The following is a 12,369-nucleotide window of genomic DNA, read 5'->3' as shown; positions in this document are numbered from 1 at the left end:
CGATAACTGCAAGCTGAACATGGCTTCGCCACAGTGAGTCACATTTTGACTCTCACTATTTCTGAATTCAACTTTAAATCTGTTTGTAATATCTTAGAACGACAACAATCAGAAATAATTATAAAAACAGCAATAAATATTTGCTTTCCGTTTAGATTGCCAAAGATAAAGAAGTAAAAAAATCTCAAACAAGCTTTACTTGTTAATTTTTGTAGGAATTTATAGAGCATTCATTATCAAACGATAACAGTTTCATAACACTAAAATATATAGTAAGAGATCTTATTTTTAGTAATAAGTCAAACTCGATCAATAATGTAAAAAATCAGCAATTTTTTATCAAATTAATAATATTCATATTCAAAAAATTTCATATGCCTAAAATACCCCCAATTATATATTTTTTATAAAATCAACATTGCTAAAAACCTTAACATACTCAAGAAGGCTATTAACTATTTTTATACTCCATTTCAAACTAATATTACTGCTTTTCGCAACAAAGCTTCAGGTGGGTTAAAGTTTACCTAAAGCACTTTCATCAATCTCTATTAAAAGGTAGTTTTAAGCTATGATTGAGAAAAAAATTTTTAACGATACCGCTACAGCATTTAAATTAAAATCTGATTTAGAACTTAACAGAGCCTTGTTACTATTTAATGTAATGGGAGTTCCTTCCCTCATTAAACCGGGAATTTTTCTAACCAAATACTCCCTAAAAGCAAAGCTCCCTATACAGCCCCTTATAAAAAATACTATTTTCGATCAGTTTTGTGCAGGTACCAGTAAAGAAGACTGCAAACCGGTTATTAAAGAAATGCATCAGGTAAACCTCTCCAGTATTCTTGATTATTCTGTAGAAGGAAAGAAAACTGAAAAAGAATTTGATTCAGCATTTCGCATAAAAAAAGACCTTATACAATTTGCGAGGGAAGAAACTGAAATTCCTTTTGCAATTTTTAAACCCACCGCACTGGGTAGTTTTGAAATATGGCACAAGCTGAGTTCGCATATTAATCTTAACGATAGCGAAAAGGAAGAATGGAAAAAAACAAAAGCTCGCGTAGAGAATCTATGTAAAGAAGCCTATAATCACGGTGTTAGATTATATGCCGATGCCGAAGAAAGTTGGATGCAGGATGCAGCCGATGACCTTATGGAAGAAATGATGGAGAAATACAATACTGAAAAGGCTTTAATTTTTAATACTTTTCAGTGTTATCGTTGGGATCGTTTAGACTATTTAAAAGAGCTGCATTCCAGAGCAAAAGAAAAAGGCTTTAAAATAGGTGCTAAAATAGTTCGCGGCGCTTATATGGAAAAAGAGAATAAACGAGCCAAAAAATACGGCAAGAAATCCCCTATTTGCGAAAATAAAAAAGCAACCGATCTTCATTTTAACAATGTGTTGGCCTATTGTCTTGATAATATTGAGGATATCGCGGTTTTTATAGGAACCCATAATGAAGTGAGTAATTATTTAGCCCTACAAATTATGGAAGACCAGGGTATTGCTAAAGACGATCCCAGGGTTTGGTTTAGTCAGTTATACGGAATGAGCGATCAAATTAGTTATAATCTTGCCAACAAAAATTATAATACTGCCAAATTAGTTCCCTTTGGGCCGGTTAAAGATGTAGTTCCTTATCTTTTAAGGCGGGCTGAAGAAAATTCTTCGGTTGAAGGACAAACCAACAGAGAGCTTAATCTACTTCGCAGGGAAAAGAAAAGAAGGAAAATGGCCTCGGAAGCAAGTAAAAACGACGTTAGGAAACAGGCTTAGGCTGAACTTGGCTGTTTTTAAGTAGTCTTTTAGCGTTAGGCTTGTAGGTTTGGAATTGAGTGATTAGTGAATTTGGGATTGGTTAATTGGTTAAATAGTTAATATGTTAACTCCGGATTCGTTGGTTCGTTATTCGGATAAGGAAAGATTTGCCTAATGGTCTATGCATTAAATAGAAACTTGCAGAAATCACGGACGGCATACTAAGTTACCGCATACAAACACTGCCAACTACCTACTAAACTACTCCTCATTGAAACTGCCTCTGCACACTAAATTACTGCGTACTGAACAAGAAACCCTTCCGCCACCTTTACAATGTGCCACCTTCCCTTAGAAAAGGAAGGTGCTGCTGAATTTTGGTAACCAAAATCCATAAAACTGCAAACTGTTTACTGAATACTGCCTACTAAATTACTGCCTACTAGAATAGTCTATCCCCAAATCGTTGTCACGAACTTTCCTTAGTTTAGAATTAAGCGCCTCCTTCATTTTTAAAACAACATCGGAATACAAAGGATTATAAGCTAAATTATTAAACTGTTGCGGATCAATTTCCATATCGTATAACTCCATGCCCGATCTGGCATCTTCATCATACTGAATATAGGCCCATTTTTTATTCCTAATTAAAAATGATTTTCCACCCTGAGTTACCGAGAATATCATATCCCGAACTTCAAAATCTGGATCATCTAAAGTTTTTCCAATATCCATTCCCTGCAGGTCTTTAGAGGCCTTAAGTCCTACCAGGTTTGCCACAGTTGGATATAAGTCCAGTAGCTCTACAAACGAATGACTCACTGCCGGTTTTTTCCCGGGAACTTTTATTATTAAGGGTACCCGAACCGATTCTTCGTGTAAGCTTACCTTCATCCAAAAGCGATGTTCATTTAAGTGAAACCCATGATCTGAAGTAAAAATAACAATGGTGTTATCTTCCAAACCTTCATCTTCCAAAGTTTGTAGTACCTTACCCACCTGAGCATCCATAAAAGAAACAGAGGCATAATAGCCTGCTATAGCTTTTTTCTCCTGTGCTTCCGTCATTTTTGCATTTACGCTGGTTACATAATTAATTCCGCGTTGCGGAATATCATCCCAATCGTTTTCCACCTGGGGAGGCAATATCATTTCCTGGTAGGGATAAGGCTCAAAATATTTTTCAGGAGCTACAAACGGTACATGCGGACGAACAAAACCAACTGCCAAAAAGAAAGGTTCATCTTTATGCTTTTTAATTAAGTTGACTGCTGTTTTTGCCGTTTTCCCATCAGATTGAATAGTATCATGCCCTTCTGCTTTTACTATAGTCATAACATTACCACCCTGGCGTGGCTTATGTCCATATGGATTATTTTGCACCAGCTCTGCCTCTCCTTCCGATTTCCATTCGGCTGCCTGACTGTTAAAACGTTCTGTCCAGGAAGCAGCATCATCTTCGCCATGAGCACCTGTTTCTATATCTATAGGAACACCCATATGATAAATCTTACTCACCCTGGCCGAATAATAACCATTATCTTTAAATAGTTGAGGCCAGGATTTTCTGTGGGGGCCCATATTTTCTCTTCCACTCACATATCCATAAGTGGTACTTGCAGTTGGATAATACCCAAACATCATAGATGCCCTGGATGGTCCACAAACCGGATATTGCGAATAAGCACGAGTATACTTCACCCCTTCTGATGCAAGCTTATCTATATTAGGAGTTTCCGGTACCGGATTTCCATAAGCTGAAACCGCAGTGGTGGTAAGATCATCTGCAATAATGAAAAGAACATTATATTTATTTGATTCTTGCGCCTGAATTGTGGTTAAACCTATAAAAAAAGAAAAAAGTATTATTCTAATCATTGTTGATGTCTTTATATTGAATCATTTCCTATTAATGGGTTTTCGCCGTGATTTTCTGCTATTAACATAAATAAAATCTCTATTATAATATTTCCTCTAAAATAGAATAACAAACATTAAACAGATACTGATATTATAATTTTTGCCTTAAAAAAATTAAAGTCTAAGCAAAAAACAGCAAATTTAAATACTAAATCTAAGACTAATCTTTAGCTTAGAAGATATAAATATCTTCGGCTATTGAACAATAAAAAAGCCTACATTCCCATGTAGGCTTTTTACTTTTGTGACCCCGGCAGGATTCAAACCTGCAACCCTCAGAGCCGAAATCTGATGCGCTATTCAGTTGCGCCACGGGGCCGTTTTTCAGTTTGCAGTTTGCAGTTTGCAAAACTAAAAAATATTTCTTTTCAAATTTATTTTGAAAATTACTTACTCAATTTCTTCTTAACAATGGTAGAAATAGTCTTGCCATCGGCTCTACCCGCCAATTCAGCACTTGCCATTCCCATCACTTTTCCCATATCCTGCATGCCGCTGGCTCCGGTTTTAGCAATTACTTCATCTACTTTTGCTTCAATTTCAGCTTCACTTAACTGTTCAGGTAAAAAAGACGCAATTACCGCCGCTTGCTTTTCTTCAGGTTCAGCCAGGTCTGGCCTGTTTTGTTCCCTGTAAATCGCAGCACTATCCTTACGTTGTTTTACCAGTTTTTGTAAAAGCTTTAATTCTTCATCTTCAGTTAAACCATCTTTTGCAGAACTTTCGGTATTTGCCAGTAGAATAGCACCTTTTACCGAACGTAAAGCCTCTAGCTTTTCGCTGTCTTTAGCCTTCATAGCGGCCTTCATCTCTGCCATTACTTTATCCTGTAAACTCATAGTTTAAAAATCTTATTTCTGCAGCGAAGATAAAATATTAAAATTAAAATACACACTTATTGTCCTTTGAAAATTAAGTATCTTCAAACCATTAAACATAGCTTTTATTATGAAAAACCTATTTATTAGCGCGCTGCTTCTTCTAAGCTTTTCTGTTTCAGCACAGGAGCGATTTATAAACGATTCTTTTGAATTAAAAACCAAAGAAACCAGAACTTATGCTATTAAAAACAGTGAGGAATTAAAACTAGATATCTACCAACCAGAAAAGGATACCATGCAGCAAAGACCTGTGATTATTTTTATGCACGGTGGTGGATTCTCAGGCGGTAGCCGAACCAATCCCGCCGAAGTAAAATTTGCTGAAAATGCAGCTAAAAAAGGCTATGTTGCTGTACAAATTTCCTACAGGCTTACCCGAAAAGGACAATCTTTTGGCTGCGATTATAAAGCTTCCGGAAAGATTGAAACATTTAAACTGGCTGCTGAAGACTTTATGGATGCAGTAGATTTTATGATAAAAAACAAGCAGAAATTCAACATAGATACTTCAAAGGTAATTGTTGGAGGAAGTAGCGCCGGGGCCGAAGCGGTATTGAATGCAGTCTATAACGACCGTTTAATGTTTGAAGATGCTACAAAACATAGGGAAATAAATTTTGCCGGGGTTTTCTCCCTGGCCGGTGCCGTTGTAGATGCACGATATATTACCGGGCAAAATGCTGTGCCCGGAGTATTCTTTCACGGCACCAAAGACAACCTTGTGCCCTATGCTTCCGCCCCACACCATTGGTGTGACCCGGCCCAACCGGGCTATATTATGCTAGACGGCTCTAAAACAATTACCGAAAAACTGGCAAAATTAAACACTTCCTATATGCTGTATAGCTTTAATGGCGGAAAACACGAACACGCAGGAATGCCATTTGATTATCTACCTGAGGTTTTCAACTTTTTTAAATCGGTGTTTTTAAATGGGGAAAGCAAACAAGTTGAAGTCTATAAGTAAATAAACTCGTAGCAGGTCCGGGAGTATTAAATCTCGATTATCGAGTAAGATGAGTTTTGCATTGAAAAACAACGCAGTATATTAGTAAACTACCTCGGGGCAAGCCCACGAGGCATTCGTTGAAAACAAATTTTTAATTTTGAGGCAAGCCTCGGGGTATTACACCCTTTGGCGGTGCCAATTAAAAATCCCGCCGAAGCGGGATTTGAAATCCGGGAGCAGTAGGGCACCTCCCGGAAACTTGCATTAATAAACTACCTTGGGGTATTACAGCCTTTGGCAGTACCAATAAAAAACAAAAACTTTACTCCCCTACAGTAAAAGTTCCGGTGAATTCGTGGTCTGAACTTCCGGCTACGAAAAATTCGAATTCGCCGGGTTCTACTACAAATTCCAGGTTTGCGTTATAGAACTTAAGGTCTTCCGCAGTAATTTTAAAACTTACTTCTTGAGATTGGCCTTTCTTTAGGCGTATCTTCTTAAATGCTTTTAATTCTTTTTGAGGTGGTGTGATGCTTCTCACTTTATCGTGAATATACAGCTGCACCACTTCTTCCCCATCAAAATTACCGGTATTTGTCACCGTAGTAGTAACTGTAATACTTTCGCTTGCACTCATTTTATCTGAACTTAGCTTAGATTCACCATATTCAAAATCTGTATAGGAAAGTCCGTGACCAAAGGCTAACTCGGGCGTATTTTCCACATCTAAATAATTAGATTTGAACTTCTGAAATTCAGATGGTGATGCCGCAGGTCTTCCCGTAGTTTTCATTCGATAGTAAATAGGAATTTGACCTACATTTCTCGGCCAGGTAGCGGTTAATTTCCCCGAAGGATTATAATCTCCAAAAAGCACATCGGCTATGGCATTTCCGGCTTCCACACCCGGATGCCATACCTGAAGAATATTTACCGGCAATTTCATTTCCTCTGAAATCACTAATGGCCTGCCACTCATTAAAACCAACACAACAGGTTTACCGGTTTTTACAAGTTCTCTTATCAACTCTTTCTGACTATCGGGAATATTTAAGTTAGTACGGCTGGCAGCCTCCCCACTCATTTCACTGGCTTCCCCAACAACAGCTACAATTACATCGGCATCTTTAGAAACCTCTAAAGCCTCTTCCAGCATAGCCTCTGGAGATTCCTCTGAAATTTCAATACGTGGGCCAAAGACATTTACTTTTTTAGCAAAAGCCGTATCATTGCTAACGTTCGCTCCTTTTGCATAAGTAATTTCAGCATTTGGCGCCACATTCTTTAGGCCCTCCAGAATTGGAACTGAAAGTTGCGGGTTCCCGGTTGGTGCCCAGGTTCCAAGCATATTATTTTTGTTATTAGCCAATGGCCCAACCAATGCAATTTTCGCATCTTTGGCTAAAGGCAAAATGTTTTCGTGCTTTTTCAATAATACGAAAGAACGTCTTGCTGCTTTTCTGGCTACCGCTCTGTTTTCTTCAGAAAGAATATCTTTTTCAGGCCTGCTTTCATCTGAATATAAATAAGGATCGTCTAAAAGACCCAATTTATGTTTTGCTTCCAGGATTCTGCGAGCGGCTTTAGTAATTTGTTCTTCGGAAACTTTTCCTTCCTCCACAGATTTTTTCAGGGTGGTTAAAAAACCTTCACCTACCATGTCCATATCCAACCCGGCGTTTATAGCTAAAGCTGAAACATCTTGTAGGTCGCCCATTCCGTGGGCAATCATTTCATTTACAGAAGTATAATCTGAAACTATAAAACCTTCAAATCCCCAACGCTCACGAAACAAATCTGTAAGCAACCATTTATTCCCCGAAGCAGGAACCCCGTGAATATCATTAAAGGAAGTCATTGCACTGGCAACACCGGCATCTACCGCCGCTTTGTATGGCGGCAAATATTCATTAAACATTTTGATCTTGCTCATATCTACCGAGTTATAATCACGGCCGGCTTCAGAAGCTCCGTAAAGTGCCAAATGTTTTACCGTAGAAAGCATGGTATGTGGTGCAGTAAAATCGTCTCCCTGGTAACCTTCTACCATGGCTTTAGCTACCTGAGATCCTAGATAAGGATCTTCACCTGCGCCTTCTGCGATACGCCCCCATCTTGGGTCCCGGGCTATATCTACCATTGGAGAAAAATTCCAGTTAATTCCATCGGCGGTAGCTTCTTTTGCCGCAATTTGTGCCGTCTCTTTAATAAGTTCCATATCCCAACTGGAGGAAAGCCCTAGTGGAATTGGAAAAGTAGTTTTATACCCATGAATAACATCAGATCCTATTAGCAAAGGAATACCCAAACGCGAGTTTTCCACGGCTAATTGCTGTGCCTGCCTTACTTTTTCGGGGCTGGAAACACCAAAAACACCTCCAACATTTCCCTCTTTAATTTTAGTTTCTACATCTTCACTCACCACCGATCCGGTAGCTACACCACCTCCGGGAGTAACCAGGTTTAACTGACCTATTTTCTCCTCCAGTGTCATTTTTGTTAATAGTTTCTCAACCTCAGGTATTCTTTCCTGGGCATTTAGAAACGAGAGCCCCATAAGCATTACAAGACTCATTGATAGATAAACTCTCCTCATTTTTCCTTTTCTTTTAAATTATTTTTTTTTTGATTATTTCACTTTTACTACTTCAGAGCTTTTAGAAATCCCATTTTCATTAAAGGCTTCAATACTGAAATAATATTCTGTATCCCGATCCAGGCTACGCATAAAATGTTCGCTCTTATCGTACACTAACCAGGAATGGTATAATTTGTTTGGTGCAATTCCCCAGCGAATATTGTAGCCCTGGGCTCCCTTTACCTCATCCCATTTCAAAGAGATATCCCTCCTGTCTTCCTGGCGGATGATTTCGAAGTTTTTCACCTTAGCTGGCTTTTTACCAAAACCTTTTCCAAAGACCCTAATTTCAGATAAAGCCAGGTTATTCCCGGGAACTTCAATATTTTTATAGCGCACATATTTCGCTTTCACAGCCTTATTAAGTGGAATATAGGCATTGGGTGTATCTTTAAAGCTTTCGCTTCTGTCTACAATAGTTTTCCAGTTTTTACCATCTTCTGAAACTTCCAGGGTAAACCTATGCCGTAAACCCTCGGTTCGGGTATAAATTCCGGATTCCTGATCGTGAAAATTTAATTGAAAAGCATAAATTTTTCCCAGAGAGAGCATTTCTATCTCTACCCATTGCTGATCGTTATTTGCTTCGGCGACCCAGAAAGATTTAGGGCTTTCATCGGTTAATACTTTCGAGATTATCTTTCCCTTACTATTCTTTTCCAATGGCATTTCTTTAATATCAAAATCGCCATCGGTAGCGGTACTTTTACTTATCTGCATTTGCGAAGAAGATACCGTGGCTTTTCCTTTATAAGAAAGTAGCATCCAACCATTATGCTGTCCGGCTTTGGTAGGATGTTTGGGCCCATAAAGTGGGTAATCCCCATAAGCGGTAATGGTGTACATTAAACCTTCCTTATCAAAATAAGTTGGGAACATAGCAAGTCTTCTTTCCCAGTGAGAATTAGAAGCCAGTGCCATAGTTGCAAAATGCCAATATTGACCGTTTTTTTGCTTCATAGTAATCCCGTGGCCGGCCCCATTAGTGAACCCGCCGGGTTTAAAGCTCATGGGATTGTTCTTCATATAAGTGAATGGCCCAAGTGGCGAATCGCTAACATAGGCAGCATCGGCATATACGTTAAACTGTGTACCTGGTGCGGCATACTGCAAATAGTATTTACCATTGTGTTTGGTCATGGAAGCTCCTTCCATATAGCCTTCTTTTAAAGTAGGGTGATAATTGTTCTCACCAAACCGCTCCCAGCCGTGCTCTTCTTCTACAAGATTAATAAGTTCTTTTTCAACACCAGTTTCAATAAACCGATTGTCTTTATCCAGCATCTTTACTTTTAAAGGATGCACATTGGAGGAACCCCAATATAAATAGGCCTTCCCGTCATCATCAATAAACAATTCGGAATCCTGGATATTTGTTGAAATAGATGCAGTAGGTGTCCATTCTCCTTTTTTAGGGTCATCGGTATACAGAATACTCCCATAACCGGCCGGATCTCCAGCAAAATAAACCAATGAATCTTTATAATTAAAAGCAGTTGGCGCATTAGAGCCTTCAAAGAACCATTGTTTTGGCTTAATAAATTCCCAATTTATTAGATCTTTAGAATGCCAATAACCGAATGACCGGGTAACGAACATATAATACTCCCCCCTGTATTCAATAACTGCAGGATCTGCCCCAGAGCGATAAGAAATATCCCTATGGGAATTGTAAACCATATAGGTATAGTCTATATCTAAAGGGTTGATATAGGTTTCCGGGATTACTTCTTCTGTTTCCTGTGCAGAAGCAACACCCATAAACAACAAAATCACTGCAGTAAATAAGTAATTAAGTTTTTTCATTTTCTCCCTCATTATTATTGGTTCGACTTATCGAATGAAAATAACCAGGGCAATAAATTAGGCTCTGCAAATGCTGAGTCCCAACTATTGTGATTATCATTTGGGTATAGCGAAAGCTTAGCATTACCACCGTAATGATTAATAGATCGAGCCATGGCTTCAGAATATTCCGGAAGCACTACCTTATCTTTTTTTCCGTGGAAAAGCCAAATATTAAATCCTTCGGGATATTCCTTAGCAATTTCAGGATTGGCACCACCACAAATAGCAAAAGCAGCCGCAAACATTTCAGGTTTTTTATAAATTATTTCAAAAGTTCCCATTCCTCCCATGGAAAGTCCGCCAACGTAAATTCGGTTATTATCCACATAATTTTCAGTAGTTATTTTATCCATCAGTTCCATAACTAACTGTAATGATGTTGTAGCGGGCTTTTTATTCATATAACCAAATTGAAAAGGAATGGTATCACGGTTCACTTCTACCTTTGCCCAGTAATCTTCTTTTGGTGCCTGCGGAAAAATAACTATTGCAGGAAATTCTTCCTGATTGTTTAGAAACAACTCACTACCGTGCATTAATTGTGAGTGATTATCACTACCTCTCTCCCCTGCCCCATGAAGAAACAAAACCACAGGATATTCTTTTTCTTCAGAAAAATTCTTCGGAAAAAGAATACGGTATTTCAGGGTATCAGAATCTTTAATAAAGTGCTCCTTTTTAAAAGCTTCCTTTTCCTGTGCTCCTACTGAAGACGGTACAATTAGTAAAGTAACCAGAAAAACTACTAAAACATGTACAAACCTATTTTTCATATTCATTATTATTTATATTAATCTTACAAAATTTAAGTTTTTGTAAGATATAGTGTTAGTAAGAGAAACCAAGTTTATCCAGTCCTTCCTGTATTTCGGGGGCTCCCATAAACAAGTCCCAAATAAGTCCTGATCTATAATTCTCTATCATTACCACCATAGGACCCTGGTCTATAGCCAGGTATCTTTGGGCTACCCAGTTTTCATCTTCTAAACTATAGGCATCATAAAATCCGGCCGGTCCCCAAAGTAAGTCGTTTTGATCTTCAAAAAAGTAACGCATGGCTTTTAGGGAAAGCTCTGGAGTATAAGCAATAGAACTAATGGCGGCAGTTGGAGAAACCACTCCGCGATCATTATCGGGTGAATGGGCCGTGTAACCTATTCCATTATCTTCGTTTCTCGTATAACTGGCAGTTAAGCCCCAGGAGTTTTCGTTATAAGTTTCAAAACCCTTAGGGTTCTCCTGAGCGTATTCATAATTAATTTTGGTATGGTTTACATTTAAATCCCAATAATTAGCATATTTATCTTTCAGGCCTTTGGGATTTAAGCCCAAATAAGAATAATGTGCCCAAAAGAGCGGTCCTGCTTTATCTCCACTAGTATTATGTTTTAAAACCAGGGGAATTCCGTATGCTTCTTTATCGCTAACTATGTTTCCGCTACGCGCCCAACCTTCGTGATAAGCTTTAGCATCAATAGCATGATCTGGAGACGAAGCAGCCATCACATAAGTAATTAAGCATTCGTTATAACCTTCTATCATAAAATCCATTTCCCACTGATATTCTGGAGACCAGTGCCAGTATAGTCCATTTTTATTATTGGTATACCATTCCCACTCTATACCCTTCCAGAGCGCATCATATTTTTCGGCAACTGCTTTTTCCTTTTCATTTCCATTTTTCAGGTATTCACGAACAACAATAAAGCCCTGGGCCAAAAATGAAGTTTCAACAAGATCTCCTCCATTATCTTTCTCACTAAAAGCCTGGGTTTCGCCTGTTTTTCCGTTTAACCAATGTGCCCAAACCCCATGAAATCTTGGTGCATTGTCTAAAAAATCGGCAATTTTATCGAGGCGGGCTACAGCAGAGTCTCGCGGAATCCACTCCCGTTCCATCCCCGAAACTATAGCCATAAGTCCGAAGCCGGAACCTCCTGTAGTTACTACGTGGGCATCGTTTTTCGGATATTCGCCATCGGGGTGATAACGTTCCCGGGCCATACCGGAATTTGGCTCGGCATAGTCCCAAAAATATTTCAAGGTTTGCTTTTGAACCGTATCCAGTAATTCTTCTTTTGAAAGGGTTAGGGTTTTATTTTTGTTTAAGTCCTTTTCTTCTTTTTTTGATTCATTTTTACAGCTTAATAGCAAAAAACCAATAAGAAAAATACTTAAAACTGATTTATAGTTAGTCATGTTGTATAATTTTTAATTTTCGGAATTAATAATTAAACCCCAGTTTGTTTAAACCGGTTTGTATTTGTTTTGAAAATATAATTCTCAAAATATAACTGCTACTAAGTTGTTGTAGCTACTTCAAAAATTGCATACAAAGCCCTTTACAAGCCAATAAATAATGGTACTT

General features: G+C 38.3%; 8 protein-coding genes and 1 tRNA gene. 2 read left to right on the top strand and 7 right to left on the bottom strand.

Annotation, left to right across the window (positions count from 1 at the left end; all coding sequences use genetic code 11):
- Positions 1 to 571 precede the first annotated feature (571 nt).
- The gene (locus tag I6U50_RS05805) at positions 572 to 1,783 is read left to right on the top strand and encodes a proline dehydrogenase family protein (protein WP_198638157.1); all 1,212 of its coding nucleotides are present in this window, start codon (positions 572 to 574) and stop codon (positions 1,781 to 1,783) included.
- Positions 1,784 to 2,197: 414 nt separating this feature from the next.
- On the opposite strand, the gene I6U50_RS05800 is transcribed toward I6U50_RS05805, so the two are convergent.
- The 3 genes from I6U50_RS05800 to I6U50_RS05790 form a co-directional block, all read right to left on the bottom strand.
- Positions 2,198 to 3,643 (bottom strand): sulfatase, encoded by a 1,446-nt coding sequence (locus tag I6U50_RS05800; RefSeq protein WP_198638156.1) that lies wholly within the window; start codon positions 3,641 to 3,643, stop codon positions 2,198 to 2,200.
- A gap of 287 nt (positions 3,644 to 3,930) precedes the next feature.
- Positions 3,931 to 4,004 (bottom strand) — tRNA-Arg (locus I6U50_RS05795).
- 67 nt (positions 4,005 to 4,071) lie between these two features.
- Positions 4,072 to 4,524, bottom strand: a complete 453-nt coding sequence (locus I6U50_RS05790; protein ID WP_193711587.1) for a GatB/YqeY domain-containing protein — start codon at positions 4,522 to 4,524, stop codon at positions 4,072 to 4,074.
- Positions 4,525 to 4,633: 109 nt separating this feature from the next.
- Here I6U50_RS05790 and I6U50_RS05785 point away from each other — a divergent pair, with 109 nt between their 5' ends.
- Positions 4,634 to 5,533: an alpha/beta hydrolase gene (locus I6U50_RS05785; protein WP_198638155.1), complete on the top strand. Its 900-nt coding sequence runs from the start codon at positions 4,634 to 4,636 to the stop codon at positions 5,531 to 5,533.
- Between the two features lie 304 nt (positions 5,534 to 5,837).
- On the opposite strand, the gene bglX is transcribed toward I6U50_RS05785, so the two are convergent.
- From bglX to I6U50_RS05765, 4 genes are read right to left on the bottom strand one after another with little or no spacing between them, the layout of a single operon-like run.
- Entirely contained in the window at positions 5,838 to 8,111 is a 2,274-nt protein-coding gene (gene bglX, locus I6U50_RS05780; protein ID WP_198638154.1) for a beta-glucosidase BglX, read from the bottom strand.
- Between the two features lie 33 nt (positions 8,112 to 8,144).
- Complete coding sequence (locus I6U50_RS05775) at positions 8,145 to 9,959, bottom strand: family 43 glycosylhydrolase (RefSeq protein ID WP_198638153.1); 1,815 nt, start codon at positions 9,957 to 9,959, stop codon at positions 8,145 to 8,147.
- 14 nt (positions 9,960 to 9,973) lie between these two features.
- A complete protein-coding gene (locus I6U50_RS05770; protein WP_198638152.1) occupies positions 9,974 to 10,774 on the bottom strand; it encodes a carboxylesterase family protein in 801 nt (266 codons plus the stop codon).
- A gap of 55 nt (positions 10,775 to 10,829) precedes the next feature.
- On the bottom strand, positions 10,830 to 12,200 hold the full coding sequence (locus I6U50_RS05765; protein ID WP_198638151.1) for a glucoamylase family protein: 1,371 nt from the start codon (positions 12,198 to 12,200) through the stop codon (positions 10,830 to 10,832).
- Positions 12,201 to 12,369 lie beyond the last annotated feature (169 nt).

It is taken from the genome of Salegentibacter maritimus, assembly GCF_016236975.1.
Lineage (GTDB): Bacteria > Bacteroidota > Bacteroidia > Flavobacteriales > Flavobacteriaceae > Salegentibacter > Salegentibacter maritimus.
The sequence above is the reverse complement of the archived record's forward strand: the minus strand, read 5'-3'. Positions and strand labels throughout refer to the sequence as shown.

Coding starts and splice junctions, on each gene's coding strand:
- I6U50_RS05770 (WP_198638152.1), bottom strand. CDS start 10,774: ATGAAAAATAGGTTTGTACATGTTTTAGTAGTTTTTCTGGTTACTTTA.
- I6U50_RS05805 (WP_198638157.1), top strand. CDS start 572: ATGATTGAGAAAAAAATTTTTAACGATACCGCTACAGCATTTAAATTA.
- I6U50_RS05800 (WP_198638156.1), bottom strand. CDS start 3,643: ATGATTAGAATAATACTTTTTTCTTTTTTTATAGGTTTAACCACAATT.
- I6U50_RS05785 (WP_198638155.1), top strand. CDS start 4,634: ATGAAAAACCTATTTATTAGCGCGCTGCTTCTTCTAAGCTTTTCTGTT.
- I6U50_RS05775 (WP_198638153.1), bottom strand. CDS start 9,959: ATGAAAAAACTTAATTACTTATTTACTGCAGTGATTTTGTTGTTTATG.
- I6U50_RS05765 (WP_198638151.1), bottom strand. CDS start 12,200: ATGACTAACTATAAATCAGTTTTAAGTATTTTTCTTATTGGTTTTTTG.
- bglX (WP_198638154.1), bottom strand. CDS start 8,111: ATGAGGAGAGTTTATCTATCAATGAGTCTTGTAATGCTTATGGGGCTC.
- I6U50_RS05790 (WP_193711587.1), bottom strand. CDS start 4,524: ATGAGTTTACAGGATAAAGTAATGGCAGAGATGAAGGCCGCTATGAAG.